Origin of the sequence: Streptomyces sp. NBC_01669 (genome assembly GCF_026339735.1) — a bacterium.
GTDB lineage: Bacteria > Actinomycetota > Actinomycetes > Streptomycetales > Streptomycetaceae > Streptomyces > Streptomyces yanii.
Genome location: NZ_JAPEQG010000001.1, coordinates 1,716,602 through 1,738,229, shown reverse-complemented (window position 1 = coordinate 1,738,229; position 21,628 = coordinate 1,716,602). Strand labels below are relative to the sequence as shown.

At 71.4% G+C, this 21,628-nt stretch carries 17 protein-coding genes; 13 read left to right on the top strand and 4 right to left on the bottom strand.

Annotation, left to right across the window (positions count from 1 at the left end):
* Positions 1-10: 10 nt before the first annotated feature.
* On the top strand, positions 11-1,108 hold the full coding sequence (locus tag OG972_RS07705) for an MBL fold metallo-hydrolase (protein ID WP_266979487.1): 1,098 nt from the start codon (positions 11-13) through the stop codon (positions 1,106-1,108).
* On the opposite strand, the gene OG972_RS07700 is transcribed toward OG972_RS07705, so the two are convergent.
* The 3 genes from OG972_RS07700 to OG972_RS07690 form a co-directional block, all read right to left on the bottom strand.
* Positions 1,098-1,718: a DedA family protein gene (locus tag OG972_RS07700; protein WP_266979485.1), complete on the bottom strand. Its 621-nt coding sequence runs from the start codon at positions 1,716-1,718 to the stop codon at positions 1,098-1,100. The two genes, OG972_RS07705 and OG972_RS07700, sit on opposite strands and share 11 nt — an antisense overlap.
* Positions 1,715-2,497: an MBL fold metallo-hydrolase gene (locus tag OG972_RS07695; RefSeq protein ID WP_266979484.1), complete on the bottom strand. Its 783-nt coding sequence runs from the start codon at positions 2,495-2,497 to the stop codon at positions 1,715-1,717. Before OG972_RS07695 ends, OG972_RS07700 begins: the two co-directional genes overlap by 4 nt.
* 106 nt (positions 2,498-2,603) lie before the next feature.
* Positions 2,604-4,055, bottom strand: a complete 1,452-nt coding sequence (locus tag OG972_RS07690; RefSeq protein WP_266979482.1) for a PucR family transcriptional regulator — start codon at positions 4,053-4,055, stop codon at positions 2,604-2,606.
* 103 nt (positions 4,056-4,158) lie between these two features.
* On the opposite strand from OG972_RS07690, the gene OG972_RS07685 reads away from it, so the two are divergent.
* The 10 genes from OG972_RS07685 (at position 4,159) to OG972_RS07640 (ending at position 17,428) form a co-directional block, all read left to right on the top strand.
* Positions 4,159-5,697 (top strand): cytosine permease, encoded by a 1,539-nt coding sequence (locus tag OG972_RS07685; protein ID WP_266979481.1) that lies wholly within the window; start codon positions 4,159-4,161, stop codon positions 5,695-5,697.
* Positions 5,698-5,729: 32 nt separating this feature from the next.
* Positions 5,730-6,140, top strand: a complete 411-nt coding sequence (locus tag OG972_RS07680; protein ID WP_266979479.1) for a nuclear transport factor 2 family protein — start codon at positions 5,730-5,732, stop codon at positions 6,138-6,140.
* A 90-nt stretch (positions 6,141-6,230) separates the two neighbouring features.
* Positions 6,231-7,670, top strand: coding sequence for a gamma-aminobutyraldehyde dehydrogenase (locus OG972_RS07675; protein WP_266979477.1), 1,440 nt, complete (start codon positions 6,231-6,233; stop codon positions 7,668-7,670).
* Between the two features lie 155 nt (positions 7,671-7,825).
* On the top strand, positions 7,826-8,230 hold the full coding sequence (locus OG972_RS07670) for a hypothetical protein (RefSeq protein WP_266979476.1): 405 nt from the start codon (positions 7,826-7,828) through the stop codon (positions 8,228-8,230).
* A 98-nt stretch (positions 8,231-8,328) separates the two neighbouring features.
* Positions 8,329-10,449, top strand: a complete 2,121-nt coding sequence (locus OG972_RS07665) for an alkaline phosphatase family protein (protein ID WP_266979475.1) — start codon at positions 8,329-8,331, stop codon at positions 10,447-10,449.
* Between the two features lie 27 nt (positions 10,450-10,476).
* Positions 10,477-12,591: an NAD-dependent DNA ligase LigA gene (ligA, locus tag OG972_RS07660; RefSeq protein ID WP_266990330.1), complete on the top strand. Its 2,115-nt coding sequence runs from the start codon at positions 10,477-10,479 to the stop codon at positions 12,589-12,591.
* Between the two features lie 183 nt (positions 12,592-12,774).
* Positions 12,775-13,599, top strand: a complete 825-nt coding sequence (locus OG972_RS07655; protein ID WP_266979473.1) for a rod shape-determining protein — start codon at positions 12,775-12,777, stop codon at positions 13,597-13,599.
* A 113-nt stretch (positions 13,600-13,712) separates the two neighbouring features.
* Entirely contained in the window at positions 13,713-14,189 is a 477-nt protein-coding gene (locus OG972_RS07650) for a hypothetical protein (protein ID WP_266979472.1), read from the top strand.
* 53 nt (positions 14,190-14,242) lie between these two features.
* On the top strand, positions 14,243-16,546 hold the full coding sequence (gene secD, locus OG972_RS07645; RefSeq protein WP_266979470.1) for a protein translocase subunit SecD: 2,304 nt from the start codon (positions 14,243-14,245) through the stop codon (positions 16,544-16,546).
* Positions 16,547-16,684: 138 nt separating this feature from the next.
* Positions 16,685-17,428 (top strand): YoaK family protein, encoded by a 744-nt coding sequence (locus OG972_RS07640; protein WP_266979468.1) that lies wholly within the window; start codon positions 16,685-16,687, stop codon positions 17,426-17,428.
* Positions 17,429-17,447: 19 nt separating this feature from the next.
* On the opposite strand, the gene OG972_RS07635 is transcribed toward OG972_RS07640, so the two are convergent.
* Positions 17,448-18,257: a helix-turn-helix domain-containing protein gene (locus tag OG972_RS07635; RefSeq protein ID WP_266979466.1), complete on the bottom strand. Its 810-nt coding sequence runs from the start codon at positions 18,255-18,257 to the stop codon at positions 17,448-17,450.
* A gap of 60 nt (positions 18,258-18,317) precedes the next feature.
* On the opposite strand from OG972_RS07635, the gene OG972_RS07630 reads away from it, so the two are divergent.
* Positions 18,318-18,623, top strand: a complete 306-nt coding sequence (locus OG972_RS07630; protein WP_266979464.1) for a 4a-hydroxytetrahydrobiopterin dehydratase — start codon at positions 18,318-18,320, stop codon at positions 18,621-18,623.
* Between the two features lie 839 nt (positions 18,624-19,462).
* A complete protein-coding gene (helR, locus tag OG972_RS07625) occupies positions 19,463-21,607 on the top strand; it encodes an RNA polymerase recycling motor ATPase HelR (protein WP_266979462.1) in 2,145 nt (714 codons plus the stop codon).
* Positions 21,608-21,628: the final 21 nt, after the last annotated feature.

The window sequence follows — 21,628 nt, the reverse complement described above, 5'->3', positions numbered from 1 at the left end:
GAGTCCTTCGATGACGGAACAGACCGAGCGCTCCGGTGCCGGGGCCACGCATTCGCCCCCCCTCGGCGAGATCGTCCCGCCGCGCCCCCTCGGTGAGGTGCGGGTCTGGCCCGCCGACTTCGCCGAGCGGCTCACCGCCCCGCTCCCGGGTGTCAGGGGCATGCCCAGACTGGCCCGTGAGCGCGCCATGCGGCCCAACGCGGAGGGGCTGCGCGGCATCCACCGACTGCCGTACGCCCCCGAACCGCTGCCCGCCACCGACGCGGGCACCACCTCCGTCACCTGGGCCGGGCATGCCAGCTGGATCATCCGCACCGGCGGGCTGACCATCCTCACCGACCCCGTCTGGTCCCGCCGCATCCTCGGCACACCCGCCAGGATCACGCCCGTCGGTGTCCGCTGGGAGGACCTGCCGCCCGTCGACGCGGTCGTCATCAGCCACAACCACTACGACCATCTCGACGCCCCCACCCTGCGCAGGCTGCCGCGCGACACGCCGCTGTTCGTACCCGCCGGGCTCGGCCCGTGGTGCCGTCGCCGCGGCTTCTCCTGCGTCACCGAGCTCGACTGGTGGGAGTCGGCGGTGCTGCGCGGCGTCCGTTTCGACTTCGTGCCCTCCCACCACTGGTCCAAGCGCACCCTCACCGACACCTGCCGCTCCCTGTGGGGCGGCTGGGTCGTCAAGGCCATCGGTGGCGGCGACGGACCGCGGGTCTACTTCGCAGGGGACAGCGGCTACGGGCACTGGTTCACGGAGATCGGCCGCCGCCACCCCGGGATCGATCTGGCCCTGCTGCCGATCGGGGCGTACGAACCGCGCTGGTGGCTCGGCGACGTGCACATCGACCCGGAAGAGGCCGTGCAGGCGTACGAGGATCTCGGCGCCCGCGCGATGGCGCCGATGCACTGGGCGACGTTCCTGCTCTCCGCGGAGCCCGTTCTCGAACCGCTCACCCGGCTCCGTACCGCCTGGCAGCACGCCGGACATCCGCGCGAACGCCTGTGGGACCTGCCGATCGGTGGCTCCCGGCTGCTGGACGGGACCCATGCCCCGCAGGCACTCCACACCCCGCACACTCCCCGGGCGCCCCGGGGCATCAGTGGCTGAACCGGGCCCGTATCCTGCGCCACACCGCGGGAGCACCGCTGATCAGCAGCGTCAGACCGACCGCCGCGACGACACCCTGCCACGGCTCCGGGAACAGCGAACCGCCCAGAATGCCGATCAGCTGATACGTCGCCGCCCACGCCAGACAGGCCGGTATGTCACCGCGCGCGAACCTCCGCATCGGCATGCGCCCGAGCAGACAGGCCAGCATCACCGGAATCCGCCCGGCCGGCACCAGCCGCGACAGCACCAGCACCACCGCGCCGTGCTCGTCCAGCTTCTGCTGCGCCTGCACAAGCCGCTCCGGTGCCGCCCGGTCGCTGATCGCCCGCAGCCACTTCGAGCCGTTCTTCGACCGCACCCCGCGCTGCCCCAGCCAGTACAGACAGATGTCCCCGAGGAACGCCGCCGACGCCGCCACCCCGAATACCACGAGCAGCGCGAACGGGTCCGTCTGGTGGAACGCCACCACGGCCGCCGAACTCACCAGCGCCCCCGTCGGCACCACCGGCACCAGTGCACCCAGCGCCACCAGCAGGAACAGGGACGGATAGCCGACGGCCTGCTGCGTCGACTCAGGGGGCAGCTGCCCCACGACCTGCAGGATCACCTGGCGGCCTCCGGCCGCACATGCTCGCCGTGGGTCAGCCGGTGCACCGCCACGTCCGGCGCCAGCAGCGCCGCCTGCCGGACGAACTCGTCACCCGGTGAGTGGAACTCGTGCGGCCGGACCCCGTCCATCCCGATCGGCCAGTACGTGCCGTAGTGCACCGGCACGGCCGAGCGCGGCGCCAGCCGGGTCAGCGCCTGCGCGGCCCGGCCCGCGTCCAGATGACTGTGGCCGAGATACGGGCCCCAGCCGCCGACCGGCAGCAGCGCGACATCCACCGGGCCGACCGCCTCCGCCATGTCGTCGAACAGCCCGGTGTCCCCGGCGAAGTACGTACGGGCCTCGCCCTCGACGACATAGCCCAGCGCGGGGGAACGGTGCGGGCCCACCGGGAGCCGCCGGCCGTCGTGCTGCGCGGGGACGGCCCGTACCAGAACCTCACCCACGCGTACCTCGTCCCCCGCCGCCACCTCGGTGATCCGCAGCCCGCGCACGCGGCGCAGCATCCGCAGTCCCGGTACGGAACGGACGGCGCCCACCGGCACGATCAGCCGGGTGCCGGGGGCGAGACGGGCCAGCGACGGCAGATGCAGGTGGTCGGAGTGCAGATGGGAGACGAGGACGACGTCCGCGACGGTGGCCTCGGGGCCCGGAAGCGCACCCCGGCGACGACGCAGATGCGCGAAGCGGCGTACGAGGAGGGGGTCGGTCAGGACGCGGACTCCGGAGTCCTCGATGGTGCAGGTGGCATGACCCCACCAGGTGACTTCCACCGGCACCGTCTGTCTCCCGTCCGCCGTGGCTCTCTGTTCCGGTCCCTCGAGCGTAGTGCCGGAGCGGGTGCGGGCGGATGCGTCCGGCCGCTGACCCGAAGGGGAGCTCCTCTTAGTCCGTCAGCCCCAGCGCCCCCGCCGCCTGGATCGCCAGCCAGACCTCCGCCAGCGCCCCCGTCGACGCCAGATCGCGGTCGGCCAGCGCACCGAATCGCCGCAGCCGGTACGTCAGAGTGTTCGGATGGATGTGGAGCGCGGCCGCGGCCGCATCCGTGCGGCGGTCGCGCTCCATCCAGGTGCGGGCGGAGACCAGCAGCTGCGAATCGTGCGCCTTGTCGTAGCGCAGCACCTCACCGAGGACATGCTCGACCAGCGCGGTCAGGACCGCCGGGTCGTCGGGCAGCCAGCGGCCCATGGAATCGTCCCCGTAACGGATCACCGGGCGGCCCGACTCGACGGCCTTCGAGACCGCCCAGAGCGCCTCGCGCTGCGCGACCCGCAGCGCAGCGCCCGGCAGGAACGGGCGGCTCATCCCGGCCGCCACGCCCGGCAGCCCGCCGATCTCCACGGCCAGCTGCGGCACCCCGAGGACATAGCGGTCCTCGCCCCGGGTGAGCAGCAGGTGCGGATGGTCCTGGAGGCAGCGCAGCAGCGCCTCGTCCGTCGTCTGCCGGACCACGAGCAGCACGGTGTCGCCCTCGATCGCATGCCGGGCGAGCCTGCGCCGTGCCGCTTCCGGGTCGAGGACCTCCTGCAGCAGCTCGGCAAGGGTCTCCGCGCCCTCGCGGCGCAGCGTCTCGCGCTCGTTGCGCACCATCGCGACCCGCAGCGCCGCCACCGTGGCGATGTGCTGGACGACGGCGAGTCCGGCGGGCTGGGCGCCCTCCCGCTCGTACGCGACAAGGAACCCGGCCGGACCGCCCGGCGCCGGCACGGGCAGCACGAATCCGCCGGGGACGGTCGGCGGGGCGTCGACCGAGTCGGGCAGGACGCCCGGATCAGGCACCGGTACGCCCGGCAGGAGGGGGCGCCCCTGCGGCGTGCAGAGGTACACGTCGTACCCCGAGAGGCGTTCGAGACGGCGCAGCAGCGTTGGCGTGTCGAGGTCCTCGGCGACCAGCCAGCGCAGCGAACCGAAGACCTGCAGCTGGGCGCCGAGCCGGTGCCGGGCATCCTCCTGGACCGATGCGGCGACCTCCTGGGCCACCGCGATGAAGGGGACGGCGAGCGGGACCTCGAGGACCGGGAAGCCCCGCTCCTCGGCCGCCCGGAAGAACGCGTCGTGCAGCGGGGGCATGTGCAGCTGCGCCGAGAGGGCCAGCGCGGAGACCCCGGCGTCGTCCAGCCGCTCCAGATACGCGCGCTGCCCGGCGGCGGTCCTGGGGACCGCCAGGCCCGTCGTCATGATGACCTCGGCGCCGAGCAACCAGGGTGTCGGATCGGCCAGTTCGCTCGCGTGCGCCCAGGAGACCGAGCGGCCCAGACCGCTGCTGCCCGCCTTCACCGTGAGCTGGAGCGCGGGGTACGAGAGAAGATCCTCAACGGTGAGTTTGTCGCTGGCCACAGACAACAGCCTATCCCTTTGTGACTTTCACAATTGCCGCGCACGGTTCGGGACCACAAACTGAGGGGCCAGTCCCCGCGCATGAACAGTAGGTGGAGCGCCCGTGACTTCCTCGATCACCGAAGTCGAGACCAACGGGGTCGAGCGGATACCCGAAGCGGACCGCACCGCCCGTCCCCTCGACCTCTTCCGGCTCGCCTTCGGCGGTGCCAACACCTTCGCCACCTGTGTGCTCGGCGCGTTCCCGATCCTGTTCGGGCTGTCCTTCTGGCAGGGGCTGGCGGCGACCGTGCTGGGGCTGCTCGTCGGCGCCCTGCTGCTCGCCCCGATGGCGCTGTTCGGCCCGACCAACGGCACCAACAACGCCGTCTCCTCCTCCGCTCACCTGGGCGTCCACGGCAGGATCGTCGGCTCCTTCCTCTCGCTGCTCACCGCGGTCGCGTTCTTCTCGATCTCCGTGTGGTCCTCGGGTGACGCACTCGTCGGCGGAGCCCACCGGCTCGCCGGTCTCCCCGAGTCCGACGTGAGCTACGGCGTCGCCTACGCGATCTTCGCCGGACTGGTGCTCGTCGTCTGTGTCTACGGCTTCCGGTTCATGCTGCTGGTCAACAAGATCGCGGTTCTCGCGGCCTCGGCGCTCTTCGTCCTCGGCGCCTTCGCCTTCGCCGGAGACTTCGACCCGGGGTACGCGGGAGCCTTCGCCTCGACCGCCGACCCGCTCTTCTGGCCGGCCTTCATCGGCTCCGCGCTGATCGTCCTGTCCAACCCGGTCTCGTTCGGCGCCTTCCTCGGCGACTGGTCGCGCTACATCCCGACCGCTACGCCGCGCCGCCGGGTGATGGGCGCCGCGTTCCTCGCCCAGGTCGCCACCCTGCTGCCGTTCCTCTTCGGCCTGGCCACAGCCTCGATCATCGCCGCCAAGGCCGCGAAGTACGTCGACCCGGCCGCCCCCAACTACGTCGGCGGACTGCTCGCCATCTCGCCCGGCTGGTACTTCCTGCCGCTCTGCCTGATCGCCCTGATCGGTGGCCTCTCCACCGGCACGACCGCGCTGTACGGCACCGGGCTCGACGTCTCCAGCGTGTTCACGCGCTTCAGCCGGGTCCAGTCGACGTTCTTCATCGGGGCCCTGTCGATCGCCTTCATCTTCGTCGGCCGGTTTGCGCTCAACCTCGCGCAGTCCATCTCCACCTTCGCCACCCTGATCATCACGTGCACGGCCCCGTGGATGATCGTCATGGCCCTCGGCTACTTCACCCGGCGCGGCTGGTACGACGCGGACGCCCTCCAGGTCTTCAACCGCCGCCAGACCGGTGGACGCTACTGGTTCAACCACGGCTGGAACTGGCGCGGCATGTCCACCTGGGTCATCTCGGCCGTCGTGGCGCTCCTCTTCACCAACCTGCCCGGCCAGTTCGTCGGCCCGCTCGGCAACCTCGCGAACGGCGCGGACATCTCCCTGCCGGTCGGCCTCGCCCTGGCGGCCGTGCTCTACCTCACCCTGCTCACCGTGTTCCCGGAGCCGCGCGGGGTGTACGGGCCGGACGGACCCCGAATCGTACGGGCGTCGGACACCGAGGTCCCGCCGATCACCGGCGGTACGGAGGAGTCCCCCGTCGCCGAACCCGCCGCCGCTCACTGAGCGCTCGCCCCGCCCGTCACCAGGAGCCACCCATGAGCACGACCGAGAACACCCCCGTCCAGGAGATCCGGGCCGCCGCCGACGCGCTCGTCGCCGCCTTCGCCGAGGGACGCCTCGACGACTACTTCGGTGCCTTCGCGCCGGACGCCACCTTCGTCTTCCACTCCACCCCGCAGCGGCTCGCCTCCACGGCCGAGTACCGAGCGCTGTGGCAGCAGTGGGTGGCCGAGGACGACTTCCGGATCCTGGCCTGCACCTCCACCGGACAGCTGATCCAGCACCTCGGCTCCACCGCCGTCTTCAGCCACGACGTCGAGACCAGGATCGCCACGCGGGCCGGCGAGGAGACCGTCCACGAGCGGGAGACGATCATCTTCGCCCGCGCCGAGGACGGCAGCTGGCCCGCCGTCCACGAGCACCTGTCCGCCCGCACCACCGGCTGACGGCACCGTCGCGCCGAACGTTCGCCCGCACCACCGGGTGACCACGAGCACCACCCGTACCGCCGCCCGACCATGAGAAAGACCGGTTCCATGAGCATCACGTTCCGCAACTACATCGACGGCGCCTTCGCGGATGCCTCGGACGGCCGCACGCTCGATGTCGTGGACCCCAGCACCGGCGAGGTCTACGCCACCTCCCCGCTCTCCGGCGCCGCGGACGTCGACGCGGCGATGGCGGCCGCCGCTGCCGCGTTCCCCGTCTGGCGCGACACCACCCCGTCCGTGCGCCAGCTGGCCCTGCTGAAGATCGCCGACGCGATGGAGGCGCGCGCCGACGAACTCGTCGCCGCGGAGAGCCGGGACACCGGCAAGCCGCTCCACCTCACCCGCAGCGAGGAACTGGCCCCCGCCATCGACCAGGTCCGCTTCTTCGCGGGTGCGGCGCGGATGCTCGAAGGCCGCTCGGCCGGCGAGTACATGGAGGGGATGACCTCGATCATCCGCCGCGAGCCGGTCGGCGTCTGCGCCCAGGTAGCACCCTGGAACTACCCGCTCCTCATGGCGGTCTGGAAGTTCGCGCCCGCGCTCGCCGCGGGCAACGCCGTGGTCCTCAAGCCCTCGGACACCACCCCGGCCTCCACCGTGCTCATCGCCGAGATCATCGGCGGCGTTCTGGAGGAGCTGGAGCTGCCCCGCGGCATCTTCAACGTGATCTGCGGCGACCGTGAGACCGGCCGGATGATGGTCGAGCACCCCACCCCGGCGATGGCCTCCATCACCGGTTCGGTCCGGGCCGGCATCCAGGTCGCGCAGAGCGCCGCCAAGGACGTCAAGCGCGTCCACCTGGAGCTCGGTGGCAAGGCCCCGGCCGTCGTCTTCGAGGACGCCGACCTGGAGAAGGCGGTCGAGGACCTGATCGTCGGCGGCTTCTTCAACGCCGGCCAGGACTGCACCGCCGCGACCCGCGTCCTGGTCCAGGAGTCCGTCCACGACGCGTTCGTCGCCGCCCTCGCCAAGGCCGCGGCCGACACCAGGACCGGGCAGCCGGACGACGAGGACGTGCTCTACGGCCCGCTCAACAACGCGGGTCAGCTCGCCCAGGTCAGCGGCTTCATCGACCGCCTCCCCGACCACGCCAGGGTCGAGGCGGGCGGCCACCGGGTCGGTGAGAAGGGCTACTTCTACGCCCCGACCGTCGTCTCCGGTCTGCGGCAGGACGACGAGATCGTCCAGAACGAGGTCTTCGGACCCGTCATGACCGTCCAGTCGTTCACGGACGAGGCCCAGGCCGTGGAGTACGCGAACGGCGTCGACTACGCCCTCGCCTCCTCCGTCTGGACCAAGGACCACGCACGGGCGATGCGGATGTCCAAGAACCTCGACTTCGGCTGCGTCTGGATCAACACGCACATGGCGCTCGTCGCCGAGATGCCGCACGGCGGCTACAAGCAGTCGGGCTACGGCAAGGACCTCTCCGCGTACGGCTTCGAGGACTACACGCGCATCAAGCACGTCATGACCTCGCTCTGACACCTGCTCCTCCATGCGCCCCCGCCCCGGGTCCCGCCCCGGCGCCGGGGCGCATGTGTGTGCCTGTATGTAGTTCTTCCGTCCTGACATACGCCTTTTTGTGCGGGAGTCGGAGAGGTAGGGTCGCCCGTACGCCGAGCACGGGGGGAACGCCCATGGAGGACGTACGGGTGGCGGCCATCGCCAGTCTCACGCCGTTGGAGGAGCTCGACAGCGACCCGTTCCTCGTCGACACGCGCAGCCAGCACGCCATGTGCGCCCGCTGGGCCGCCGACAAGGGCTATGTCGTCACGCGGCAGTTGCGGTTCTACGGGCTGCGCCCCGACCACCGCGCCCTGTGGGCGGATGTCGACGACGGTGACGTCCAACTCTTCGTGGCGCCCAACGACCGGGTGCTCGCGCGGGCACTCACCTCGGTGCCGGAGTTCGTCGCGGAGTGCGAGCGGCGAGGCGTACGCCTGGAGTTCGCCGGTCTCGACGAGCCGTCGTACAGCTCCCGCACGAAGGCGAGTGTGCACCGCAGGCTCTCCATGCCGACCGCCGGATACGACGGCTGCTGACCGTCGCACTCCCCGGGCTCCGTGCCGTGCGAACCTGCTGTGAAAGGCTGGGGCCGGGTCCGGAACGGCAGGGCCCGGACGGGTGAGGTGGGAACGGCGTGGGTGACGGGCGATGGCGTACGGCCGGCAGCGCCCTGATGCGGGTGATCGTGGTGTGGGCCGTCTCGACCCTCACCATGCTGGTGCTCGCCGGGATTCTGCCCGACTTCCAGCTCCAGTCGGACAACGGCGACAGCGTCACCAAGATCGCGTTCACCGCTGCCTGGGGCGCCGGCGCGTTCGGTCTGCTCTCCGCGCTGGTCTGGCCGGCCCTCGTGCGGGCACTGCTCATCGTGCCCGCCCTCGTCCTCGGGATGCTGGTCTTCTTCCTCAACGGCTCGCTGCTGCTCGTCGCCCTGCGGCTCATCCCGGACGGGCGCGGCGCCGCCAACCCGGAGACCGCGGTCGTCGTCGCCGCCGTGATGTCCGCCGTCGCCTCCGCGACCTCCACCGCGCTCGCCGTCCGCGACGACAACGCCTACCGCCGCAGGCTCTCCCGCCTCGCCGACCGACGGCGCCGCCGCAGCGGCGCGGACGGCGGCCGCAGCGGACCGCCCGGCACGGTCTTCATCCAGCTCGACGGCGTCGGCCACGACGTCCTCGCGCGGGCCGCCGAGGGCGGTCTGATGCCCACCGTCGCGCACTGGCTCGCCGATGGGTCGGGCCACCGGCTCACTCCGTGGCGCACCGACTGGTCCAGTCAGACCGGCGCCAGCCAGCTGGGCATCCTGCACGGCAGCAACTTCGACATCCCCGCCTTCCGCTGGTACGAGAAGGAGACCGGCGACGTCGTGGTCTCCAGCAGACCCGCGAGCGCCCTCGAACTGCAGCGCCGCGCCATCGTCCGCACCCACGACGGCGGGCTGCTCACCCTCGACGGCGCCAGCCGCGGAAACCTGTTCAGCGGCGGCGCCGACCAGCTCGCCCTCGTCCTGTCGATGGCTGCCCGGCGTGGCAAGGGGCGCCGCTCCCGGGCCGGTTACTTCGCCTACTTCTCCGACCCGGCCAACGCCGTCCGTACCGCCCTGTCGTTCGTCGCCGAGGTCGGCCGGGAAATCAGCCAGTCGACCCGGGCGCGGATCCGGAAGGACGCGCCCCGGATCAAGCGCGGCGGGCTCTACCCCTTCATCCGGGCCTTCGCGACCGTCGTCGAGCGTGACGTGGTGGTCGCGGCGGTCATCGGGGACATGTTCGCCGGACGCACCGCCGTCTACGCCGACCTCGTCGCGTACGACGAAGTCGCGCACCACTCCGGGCCGCACAGCCGCGACGCGGAGAAGGTCCTCGCGCGCCTGGACCGTTCGCTCGCCCTGATCGTCAAGGTCGCCGAACACACCCCGCGCCGCTACCGGATCGTGCTGCTCTCCGACCACGGACAGAGCCCTGGGGAGACCTTCGCCGGGGCGTACGGGCTGACGCTCAAGGACCTGGTGCGGGCGGGCTGCGGGCTGCCCGTGCCCCGGCGGGCGCAGCGTACGAAGAGCGGCTCGGAGGCACGGGACGCGGTACGGACAGCCCTGCACCGGCCCGTCGAGGAAGGCGGGACGGACACCGCCGCGGCCCCGTCCGACCCGGTCGTCCTCGCCTCCGGCAATCTTGGCCTGATCTCCTTCCCCGACATCGACGGGCGCGCGACCCGCGAACAGCTCGACCGCCGCCATCCCGCGCTGCTGAGCACCCTCGCCAACCACCCCGGCATCGGCTTCCTGCTGGTCCGCAGCGAGCTGCACGGATCGGTGGTGCTGGGGCGTGGCGGTGCACAGACACCGGTGTCGGAACTGGCGGACGGGGAAGGCCTGCTGGAACCGTTCGGCCCGGGCGCGGCGGACGCGGTGCGGCGCACCGACACCTTCCCGCATGTCGCCGATGTCATGGTCAACTCGATGTACGACCCCACCACGGGCTGTGTGCACGCCTTCGAGGAACAGATCGGCTCCCACGGCGGGCTGGGAGGTGAGCAGTCCCGGCCGTTCCTGCTCCACCCGCGCACCATGTCGGAGCCGATGGCCTCCCGCATATCGGCGGGGCCGGGTGCGGACGGTGAGCTGGTGGGGGCCGAGCAGGTGCACGAGGTGCTGCGGCGCTGGCTGCGGGAGTGTTCCGGACCACAGGTACCGCTGACTTCGGACGACACCGATGAGTCCGGCGGGGCGGACGGGACGGCGGCGGCAGCCGGCTGAGGAGCATTGTCAGTGGTGGACGGCAGGATGGTGTCCATGACGAACTCAGCTGTTGTGCTCGCCGATGCCGCCTCCTACGCCGCCGCGGTAGAAGAAGCGTCGGCGGCCGCCGCCGCGTACTACGCCGGGGGCGAGAGCACGCTCGACGACGACGCGTACGACCGGCTGGTGCGCGGGATCGCCGTATATGAGGAGGAGCACCCGCAGGACGTGCTGGCTGCCTCGCCGACCGGGAAGGTGGCCGGCGGCGCCGCGGGCGGGGACGTACCGCACACGGTGCCGATGCTCTCCCTGGACAACGTCTTCTCCGCCGAGCAGTTCGCCACCTGGACGGCCTCCCTGGAGCGCCGGATCGGCAGACCGGTCGCCGCGTGGAGCGTGGAGCCCAAGCTCGACGGGCTCGCGGTCGCCGCCCGCTACCGGTCGGGCCGCCTGGAGCGCCTGATCACCCGGGGCGACGGCACGGCGGGCGAGGACGTGTCGCATGCGGTCGGCACCGTCGTCGGACTCCCGGAGCAGCTCGGTGAGCCGGTGACGATCGAGGTCCGCGGCGAGATCCTGATGACGAACGAGCAGTTCGAACAGGCCAACACGGTCCGCACCGAGCACGGCGGCGACCCCTTCGCCAACCCGAGGAACGGCGCGGCGGGCACCCTCCGCGCCAAGGACCGCCCCTACACGGTCGAGATGACGTTCTTCGCGTACGGCGCCCTGCCGCTGCCCGAGTCCGGCGAGCTCACCGGCACGCTGGCCGAACTCCCGCACAGCGAAGTCCTCAGGTACGTCGCCGGGCTCGGCGTGCACACCGCGGCCGAGACGGACGTCGCGCCGCGCACCGTCACCACGGTCGAGCAGGTGCAGTCCCGGGTCGAGGAAATCGCCGCGCTGCGCGCCTCGTTGCCGTTCGGTATCGACGGCATCGTGATCAAGGCCGATCTCGCGGCCGACCAGCGCGAGGCCGGTTCGGGCACCCGGGCGCCGCGCTGGGCCATCGCGTACAAGCTCCCGGCAGTCGAGAAGGTCACCCGGCTCCTCGGCGTCGAGTGGAACGTCGGCAGGACCGGCATCATCGCCCCGCGGGCCGTGCTGGAACCCGTCGAGATCGACGGATCGACTGTCAGTTACGCCACGCTGCACAACCCCGCCGACATCACCCGCCGCGATCTGCGCCTGGGCGACCGGGTCATGGTCTACAAGGCCGGCGACATCATCCCCCGCATCGAGGCTCCGGTCGCCCATCTGCGGACCGGCGACGAGCAGCCCATCGTCTTCCCCGAGACATGTCCGCAGTGCGGTTCCGAGATCGACACGAGCGAGCAGCGCTGGCGCTGTGTCCGGGGCCGCGACTGCCGCCTCGTCGCCTCCATCTCGTATGCGGCGGGCCGCGACCAGCTCGACATCGAGGGCCTCGGCGCGACCCGCGTCGTCCAGCTCGTCGACGCCGGGTTGGTCACCGACTTCGCCGATCTCTTCACGCTCGAACGCGAGCAGCTGCTCGGCCTGGAGCGGATGGGCGAGACGAGCACCGACAACCTCCTGGCCGCCATCGAGACGGCGCGTACCCGCCCGCTCTCCCGGGTCTTCTGCGCCCTGGGCGTCCGGGGCACGGGGCGTTCCATGTCGCGGCGGATCGCCCGCTACTTCGCCAGCATGGACCGGATCCGCGCCGCCGACGTCGACACCCTCCAGCAGGTCGACGGCATCGGCAAGGAGAAGGCCGCCGGGGTGGTCGCGGAGCTGGTCGAGCTCGCCCCGCTGATCGAGAAGCTGGTCGCCGCCCGGGTCACCATGGTGGAGCCCGGGGCGACGCCGCCGCCGGAGCCGGGCGAGGAGGGCACGGACGCGGCTGCCGCCGTCGCGGAGGGCGAGACGGCTGCCGAACGGCCGCTGGACGGAATGACCGTGGTCGTCACCGGGGCCATGACCGGGGCGCTGGAGAAGCTCTCCCGGAACCAGATGAACGAGCTGATCGAGCGGGCCGGCGGGAAGTCCTCGTCCAGCGTCTCCAAGCGCACCACGCTGCTCGTCGCCGGCGAGAAAGCCGGGTCCAAGCGCACCAAGGCGGAGGACCTCGGTGTGCGGATCGCCGCGCCGGACGAGTTCGCGGAACTGATCGCCGAGTTCCTGCCGTCGGAGGTGTGAGGGGCGGACCCGCGGGCGCCCGTCCGCGAGGGTGGACGGGCGAGCGCGCCGAGCCCTTGGATTTTGCCTGAGAGTGGCTTTCTTTGCCTTCTTATTGCATAGTGAGGGCTCGGTCATGCCTCGCTATCAGCGAGCCGACGAGTGTGTGAACGGCTGCTGCGGCAGGCCGGGGGATGAGGGACGATGCATTCTCCGCACGACGGGCGGCGACACGGCCGGTCCGTTCGCAACGGATACCGCGGTGTCACCCGCGGACTCGCCCTCGACCTCGGCAGTTCCCGCACCCGCGCCTGGATCCCCGGACTCGGCATCGTCACCGACGCCGAGTCCACCGACGATCCCGAGGGTGGGCGCGGTCACGGCCGTCCGGTCCGGCGCGGGCGCATCGTCGACCCCGAGTCCTGCGGCCGGATGCTCAGCCGCATCGCCGACACGGCGCTGGGCGCCGACCGCAGCGAGACCCTGATCGTCCTCAGCCACCCGGTCCTCGCCGGGCCCGAACACCGCGCCGAGGCGCGGGAGCTCCTCGCCGCACTCGGGCCGACGAGCGTCATCGTGCTGAACAGCGCCAGAGCCGCCGCCGCATACGCAGGACCGCAGGACGGCGGCCCGCTCCTCGTCGTCGACATCGGCGCCGAGCTGACCGAAGTCACCCTCCTGGTCGACGGAATGGTCCGGGACGCCCGCCAGGCCGAGACCGGACTCAGCGACCTCGGACCCGCCGAGCCGCCCACCGCCGTCGTCCGCACCGCACTGGACATGATCATGGAGATGTGGCAGCAGGACCGGCACGGCGCGGTCCTCGGAGCCCTGCGCAAGGGCCCGTTGCTCACCGGAGGCGGTGCCCTACGCCCCGACATCACCAACCGGATCGCGGTCCGCCTCGGGGTTCCGGTGCGGCTCGCCGACGACCCGGCCACCACGGTGGTCCGCGGCGCGGGGCTGATCCTCAGCTCCGCGCTCCGGCACGCCGCCGCGGCGCCGGCCCTCCCCGGCCCGGCGAGGTGACCCTCTTCCCGGGGCCGCCCCCGGGGAACACACCCCCGAGAGGGCGACCGGACAACCCGGCACACCGTACGGCGCGCCGAGGGCGTGCGACAGCGGCCCGTCAGACCCTGGCCGTGTTCCTCCTCGTCGTGCTCACCGTCGTCGGCGGCGCCTCCGCGGCCGTCGCGGCCGCCGGAGCCGTAACGCCGCCACGCTCCCTGTCCGGTCCGTCGCCCGCCGCCGCGCACACCCCTGTCGTTCCGCCGCCCGCCCAGCACACCGACCGGACCGCCCGCCCCGGCCACCCGCACGACACGCGGCGGAGCCGCACGGCAACGGCGAGCGGCCACGACCGCACCGTTCTCCCGGCCGTTCCCCGCCCCTGGGTCGCCACCGACCACATCCGCATCCAGCACCAGCTCCCGCCGCCCGGCCCCGGCGGCGCCCTGCTGCCGGGGGCGCCCGGCATCCCCGTACCGCTTCCGGCCCGGCAACGGGCCCCGGACGCCCCCTCCTTCGCAGCCGATCGCCCCCGCGTGGCGCTTCCCGGCGTACGCGGCCCTCCGAGGACGGACCGTTCCCCCGGCCACCGTTCTGCTCGACAGACCTGACGCCGCGTCCTCGCCGAGGTGAGGGCGGCAGGCGTCCCTCTCGGAGGATTTCCATGACTCGCGCCACCACGGTGCGAGCGGTTCTGGCTGCGGCCGTGCTGCTCGTTTCCGTGCTCATCACGCTGACCATGTCACCCAGACTCGGCCTCGATCTTCAGGGCGGCACCAGATTGGTGCTCCAGGCCAAGGACTCCGCCACTACGAAGGCGGACCGGGAGAGCACCGACCGAACCCTCGAGGTGCTCCGCCAGCGCATCGACTCGCTCGGCGTCGCCGAACCGACCCTGACCCGGTCCGGAGAGGACCGGATCATCGTCGAACTGCCCGACGTCCAGGACCCGCGCAAGGCCGCCGAAGTCATCGGCAGGACAGCACAGCTCAGCTTCCACGCCGTTCAGGGCCCCGGCACGGAACAGGAGAAGGGGAAGGGCACCGGCCTGACGCTGCCCGACGAGGAGGGCCGCCTTCTCGACCTCGGCCCGGCCCGGCTCACCGGCGCGGGCGTCAAGGACGCCGGGGCCTCCTTCGACGCCCAGCAGGGCGCCGGCTGGACCGTCGCCCTCGACTTCCACAAGGGCGCGGGCCGGGACTGGACCCGGCTGACCGGCGAAGCCGCCTGTCATCCCGTGCAGGATGACAGGCGGCGGGTCGCGATCGTCCTCGACGACCATGTGATCTCCTCGCCCCAGGTCGCCCCGTCCGTCGGCTGCAACGTCGGCCTTCCGTCCGGGTCCACGCAGATCACCGGCTCCTTCGGCGCCGACGAGGCCCGCGATCTGGCGCTGCTGATCAAGGGCGGCGCGCTGCCCGTCCCCATCGAGATCGTCGAACAGCGGACCGTCGGTCCGACGCTCGGCGCCGCCGCCATCGACGCCAGCGCCCGGGCCGCCCTCATCGGCGCCGCCGCCACCGCCCTCTTCATCACATTCGTCTACCGGCTCTTCGGCGCCCTCGCCGCGGTGGCCCTCGCTGCGTACGCAGTCATCTCGTACGCCGCGCTGGTCGCTCTCGGTGTCACCCTCACCCTCCCCGGACTCGCCGGATTCGTCCTCGCCATCGGGATGGCGGTCGACGCGAACGTGCTGGTCTTCGAACGCGCCAGGGAGGAGTACGCGGAACGTCCCGGCCGCTCCCTGGGCTCCGCCATGGCCGCCGGATTCCGTAACGCCTGGAGCGCGGTCGCCGACTCCAACGTGACCACCCTGATCGCGGCCGGTCTGCTCTTCTTCCTCGGCTCGGGACCGGTCAAGGGCTTCGGAGTCACGCTCGCCATCGGTGTTCTCGCGTCGATGTTCTCGGCGCTCGTCATCGCTCGCGCCCTCACCGAGATCGCGTCCCGCTCGCGATTCGTCAGCGACTACCGGGGCGTCAACGGCATCGCCCGCCCCGGCCGTGTACGGACCTGGCTGGCCCGCCGTGATCCGCAGCTGTTCCGGTCCTCCCGCCGCTGGCTGCTGATCTCCACGGCTCTGATCGCCGTCGCGGTCCTCGGCATCGTCGTACGGGGTGTCAACCTGGGCGTGGAGTTCACCGGCGGCCGGCTCGTCGAGTACTCCACCAGCCGGCCCGTCGACGTCGAGACCGCCCGGACCGCCCTGGCCGACGCGGGCTTCGGCGACGCCGAGGTCACCACGGCGGGCGCGGGCGACCTCTCCGTACGTACGGGAGACCTCAGCAACGACGAGGAGCACACCCTGCGTGCCGCCCTTGCCGAGGAGGGTGGCCACACCACCAAGGTGCGCGACGAACTCATCGGCCCCAGCCTCGGCGACGAGCTGCGGCGCAACGCGCTGATCGCGCTCGCCATCGCCGTCCTCGTGCAACTCGCCTACCTCGCGGTCCGGTTCCGCTGGACGTTCGCCCTGGCATCGGTTGCCGCGCTGGTCCACGACGTCATCATTCTGGTCGGCGCGTTCGCCTGGCTCGGTCGCACCGTCGACGGCATCTTCCTGGCCGCACTCCTCACCGTCATCGGCTACTCCGTCAACGACTCGGTGGTGGTCTTCGACCGGGTCCGCGAACTGTGGGCGAAGGCGCGCCGCGTACCCGTGGCGACCGTCGCCAACCGCGCCGTCCTGCAGACCGTTCCCAGAACCGTCAACACCGGCATGGGCGCCCTCTTCATCCTGGCCGCCCTCGCCGTGCTGGGCGGCGACTCCCTCGCGGACTTCGCGCTCGCCCTGCTCATCGGCATCTGCGTCGGCACGTACTCCTCGGTCCTGACCGCCGTACCGGTCGCACTCGTCCTGGAGAAGAGCAGCAAGGCCCCGCCGCCCGCCCGCAAGCGGGCGCCCCGGCGCACCTCCGGCGCAGGGGCGAAACGCCGGGACACGCTCGACAACGGGGCGCGCGTGTAACGGCTTCGCGCTCCCGCAGCGTGTGCCGCCCCCGCCCGAGCCCGCCGGGGCGGGGGCGGCACACGTCGCGGCGGTCCTGTGTTCCGCACCCCGGTCGCGGCACAATCCTGATTCCGTCCCGGTGATTGGAGCGTGCCCATGCCCGTCATGCTGCGTGAGGCATGGGCCACCCTCGTACCGGACGTGACGGACCGGCACGGGCCGCTGCCGCCGCTGATGCTCGCCCTGACGGTCGTCACCGGGCTGGTGGACGCCGTCAGCTATCTGCAACTCGGCCGGGTCTTCGTCGCGAACATGACCGGCAATGTGGTTTTCTCCGGGTTTGCGTTCGCCGGGGCCCCCGGCTTCTCGCTCGCCGCGTCGCTCGTGGCGCTCACCGCGTTCGCCGCCGGGGCGCTGCTCGGCGGCCTGGTCGTGCACCGCACCCGCACGCACCGGGGCAGGAACCTGCAGTACGCGCTCCTCGCCGAGACGGTGTTCGTCGCGGCCGCCGTGATCGTCACCCAGGTGTCCGGCAGTCCGTACACCGGTGGGGTCCGTTTCACCCTCATCGTGCTGCTCGCGCTCGGCCTCGGCGTGCAGAACTCCGCCGCCCGCGCGCTCGCCGTCCCCGACCTCACCACCACCGTGCTGACCCTCACCATCGCCGGCATCGCCGCCGACAGCCACCTCACCGGAGGCGCCGGCAACAAGGCCGGGCGCCGGGTGGTCTCGGCCTGCGCGATGCTGCTCGGCGCCGTGGCCGGAGCCGCCGCGGTCCTGCACGGACACCCGACGCTGCCGCTGCTGCTTGCCGTCGCGATCCTGGCCGCGGCGAGTGCCGCGGCCACCGCCCTGGCGCGCACCGACGCACCGTGGACCCGCCCTCTCACCGAGAAGTGACGCACCGGACGGCGGACCGTCAGGACCCGAGCGACCTCAAATACGTGGCGGTCTCCTGATCGGCGGGCAGAAACGTCTCGATCGCCAATTCGGCCACCGTCACATCCATCGGCGTATTGAACGTCGCGATGGAGGAGACGAACGAGAGCACCCGCCCGTCGTGCTCGACCACCATCGGCAGCGCGAACGACAGTGCCGACGGCGGTCCCGCCGGCTCGTCCTGCCCGTCGGCGCTCTCCGGTACGGGATAGGCGGCGACCTCCTCGTACAGCTCACGCAGCTCCGCCGAACGGGCCAGCGCGATCTGACGTTCCATCTGCGCCAGCAGGTCGGCCCGCCACTCCCGCAGATTACGGATGCGCGGAGCCAGACCCTCCGGGTGGAGGGTGAGCCGCATGGCGTTGAGCGGAGCTGCGAGCAGGTGCCCGGCCACCCCCTCCAGCAGCAGGGCGATACCCCGATTGGCGGCCACCACGTTATACGTCCCGTCGACGACGAGCGCCGGATACGGGTCGTACCCCTGCAACAGCTGCTCCATGCCCTCGCGCAGCGCGCCCATCGCGGGATCGTCGAGCGCGGTCTCCGTGTAACGGGGCGCATAACCGGCCATCACCAGCAGGGCATTGCGTTCCCTGACCGGCACATCGAGATGCTCGGCCAGCCGGAGGACCATCTCCTCGCTGGGGCGGGAACGGCCCGTCTCGATGAAGGAGATGTGGCGGGCCGAGGAGTCCGCGCGCAGCGCCAGCTCCAGCTGGCTCAGCCGGCGCTGCTCCCGCCAACTGCGCAGCAGTGGCCCTACACCCGTGTCAAGCGCGACAGTTGTCATACGGAGACCGTAACGTCACCGGCACCGCCCATCGCACCCGACCTTGTGAGGAGCCGCACCATGCCCGCCGAACCGTTGTCACAGAAAGAGATCGAGGACCGGCTGCGCGAGCTGCCCGGATGGGCGCTGGAGGGAGACCGGATCACCCGCAGATACCGGTTCCCCTCGCACTTCGCCGCCGCCGGACTCACCATCCATGTCGCGCAGATCCAGGAGGAGCTGAACCACCACTCCGATCTGACGCTCGGCTACAACACCGTCTCCCTTTCGGTGAACACGCACGACGCCGGCGGGGTGGTCACCGAGAACGACCTGGAACTTGCCGCGCGTGTGGAGGCGATCGCCGCGGGGCACGGCGCGGCGTGACGGAACGGGGGCGCCGCGCCGCGTGGTGGCCCCGCGCTCGTCGGGGCGCCGCGCCGGATGGAGCGGTGCCACCCCGAGAACCCGGTCGATGCGCCTGGGCATGACTGATTTCCTTCGACGGTCTCGGGGACGGGAGTTGGGGGAGGCCGCCGGTGGCCGGGGCGCCACCGGTGGCATCTCATTCTTGATCAACTACCGACGCGCGTAACCAACCTCGTGGCCGAGTTGGGCACCCGGAGTCGAACTCTGCCCGCGCCTGACGGACGGCGTGCGGCGCACGGGAGATCCTCCTGGGCCCACGCTGCCGCCGCACGCGGCGCGCCGCCGCTTCGCGAGGGGGTTGTCCGTCCACAGCGGACGATGAAGGGAAAGGGGAGCACCCACTCCTTTCCACTCTCAACGTATAGCGCACCGGGGGCCTTGCGGCAAGGCCCGGGTCATGCCGCAGAATCGTCGGCCGAGGCCAGAACCTGCGGAAATGGGAGATCCACGAAGTGCGAGTGCTGATGGCGACGTACGGGTCGCGCGGGAACGCCGAACCGCTGGCAGGACTCGTGGTGCAGTTGCGGGCACTCGGAGCGGAGGTGCGGGTGTGCGCGCCGCCGCAGCTCGACACGGTCAGCCAAGAGAGGCCGCACGTGTCCGCGTGAACCACACGGGATCGTCGAGCCGGAACCCAGAACCCGAGAACCTGCACCCTGGCGACCTGAACCGACAACGGCCACGGGACCCACGTCAAGGCGGAGCGTTGCTCGTCATGGCCACCAGGTTCCTCACGCCGGTCCAGACACCTTGCCGTGCGCAATGGTTGCCATCGACCTCAGATCGGAACTGATGCTGTGAACCCCCTGACCACCAGCGCGTTTGACCTTCCCGGCCACCTTTCCCCCAAGGCCGACCCGGCGCTGATCGCCGACGACGAACAGCACTTCGCGGCCATTGCGGAGTGCCTCGAGCAGTCGATCGCCGACCTGTCCGACCGCCTCGATGCCGAGCGCAAGGCGCCCGGCGGGGCAGGCCGGCAGGCGATGGACCGGGACATGGAGATCCACCGGCTGACCGCTCGCCTGCGCGCACTGCGTCGCTTCGGTATGGACCTGTGCCTCGGACACATGGTCAGTGCGGACAACCCCGAGCCCGTGTACGTCGGACGACTTGGCCTTACGGACAGCGCGGGTCGTCGGCTGCTGCTCGACTGGCGCTCCCCCGCGGCCGAGCCCTTCTTCGGAGCCACCCACGCCAACCCGATGGGTCTGGCAAGCCGCCGCAGGTATCGCTGGGCCCGCAGCCGGATCAGCGACTACTGGGACGAGGTGTTCACCCCGGACGGGCTTGTCGGGCACGCCGCGCTGGACGACCAGTCCGCTTTCATCGCCAGCCTGGGCAGCAACCGGTCGGCACGGATGCGAGACGTGCTCGGCACCATCCAGGCCGACCAGGACACCATCATCCGCGCGGGATCCCGCGGCGCTCTCGTCGTCGACGGCGGTCCGGGTACGGGGAAGACCGTCGTCGCTCTGCACCGCTCCGCCTACCTCCTCCACTCCGACCCTCGCCTCGGACACCGCCGGGGCGGCGTGCTGTTCGTCGGTCCGCACCAGCCCTACCTGGGCTACGTCGCCGACGTCCTCCCCAGCCTCGGAGAGGAGGGCGTGCAGACCTGCACCCTGCGGGACCTCGTCGCCGAGGGAGCCGTAGCAGCGATCGAGGCCGACCCGAATGTGGCCCTCCTGAAGTCGTCCGCGAACCTGGTGAAGGCGATCGAGACGGCGGTCAGGTTCTACGAGGAGCCGCCCACCACGGGGATGACCGTCACGACCCACTGGTCCGACATCTGGCTGAGCGCCGAGGATTGGGCCGTGGCGTTCGAAGCAGCACCCGGTATTCCGCACAACGAGGCGCGCGACCAGATCCGGGAGGAGCTGCTCACGATCCTGGTGGACAAGCACGACGGCGACGCCTCGGCTGAGCTGCTCCGCAAGTCGCTGCTGCAGAACAGGGAGCTGCTCACGACCTTCGACCGCGCGTGGCCGCTGCTCGAAGCGGCTGACCTCGTCGGAGACCTGTGGTCGGTACCCGCCTATCTGCGGAAGTGCGCTCCCTGGCTCAGCTCCGATGAGGTTCAGCAGCTGCAGCGCGGGGTCGCCCAGGCCTGGACGGTGTCCGACCTGCCGCTCCTGGACGCAGCACGGCAGCGGCTCGGCGACCCGGAGGCTGCGCGACGTAAGCGTCGGCACAGCGCCTCTGTCGCCGCCGAACGCGAGCACATGGCCAAGGTCGTCGATGCCTTGCTCGAGGCCGATGACGACGGAGAAGGTGTGATGACGATGCTGCGCGGACAGGACCTCCAGGACACCCTGGTCGACGTGACCGCACAGCCCAGCACCGAACCGGACCTGCTCGCCGGCCCGTTCGCGCACATCGTGGTGGACGAGGCTCAGGAACTGACCGACGCGGAGTGGCAGATGTTGTTGCTCCGGTGCCCGTCCCGGAGCTTCACCATCGTCGGGGATCGTGCCCAGGCCAGGCACGGGTTCACGGAGTCGTGGCAGGAACGGCTCGAGCGGATCGGGCTCGACCGGATCAACCTGACCTCCCTGAGCATCAACTACCGGACGCCGGAAGAAATCATGGCGGAAGCCGAGCCGGTCATCCGGGCCGTGCTCCCGGACGCCAACGTGCCGACCTCCGTCCGCAGCAGCGACGTCCCCGTCGTACACGGATCTGCTGCGGATCTGAACTCGATCCTCGACACCTGGCTCGCCGCACATGCCGACGGGATCGCCTGCGTCATCGGCGATCCCACATTCCGGACGACGTCCCGCGTCCGGTCGCTGACACCGGAGCTGTCGAAGGGGCTCGAGTTCGACCTGGTCGTCCTCATCGACCCGGAGGCGTTCGGCAAGGGCATCGAAGGAGCGGTCGACCGCTATGTCGCGATGACCCGAGCGACCCAGCAACTCGTCATCCTCACGAGCTCCTGACGTCGGCCGGACGAACGCCCG

Coding starts and splice junctions, on each gene's coding strand:
- OG972_RS07705 (WP_266979487.1), top strand. CDS start 11: ATGACGGAACAGACCGAGCGCTCCGGTGCCGGGGCCACGCATTCGCCC.
- OG972_RS07680 (WP_266979479.1), top strand. CDS start 5,730: ATGAGCACGACCGAGAACACCCCCGTCCAGGAGATCCGGGCCGCCGCC.
- OG972_RS07675 (WP_266979477.1), top strand. CDS start 6,231: ATGAGCATCACGTTCCGCAACTACATCGACGGCGCCTTCGCGGATGCC.
- OG972_RS07670 (WP_266979476.1), top strand. CDS start 7,826: ATGGAGGACGTACGGGTGGCGGCCATCGCCAGTCTCACGCCGTTGGAG.
- ligA (WP_266990330.1), top strand. CDS start 10,477: ATGGTGTCCATGACGAACTCAGCTGTTGTGCTCGCCGATGCCGCCTCC.
- OG972_RS07655 (WP_266979473.1), top strand. CDS start 12,775: ATGCATTCTCCGCACGACGGGCGGCGACACGGCCGGTCCGTTCGCAAC.
- secD (WP_266979470.1), top strand. CDS start 14,243: ATGACTCGCGCCACCACGGTGCGAGCGGTTCTGGCTGCGGCCGTGCTG.
- OG972_RS07640 (WP_266979468.1), top strand. CDS start 16,685: ATGCCCGTCATGCTGCGTGAGGCATGGGCCACCCTCGTACCGGACGTG.
- OG972_RS07635 (WP_266979466.1), bottom strand. CDS start 18,257: ATGACAACTGTCGCGCTTGACACGGGTGTAGGGCCACTGCTGCGCAGT.
- OG972_RS07630 (WP_266979464.1), top strand. CDS start 18,318: ATGCCCGCCGAACCGTTGTCACAGAAAGAGATCGAGGACCGGCTGCGC.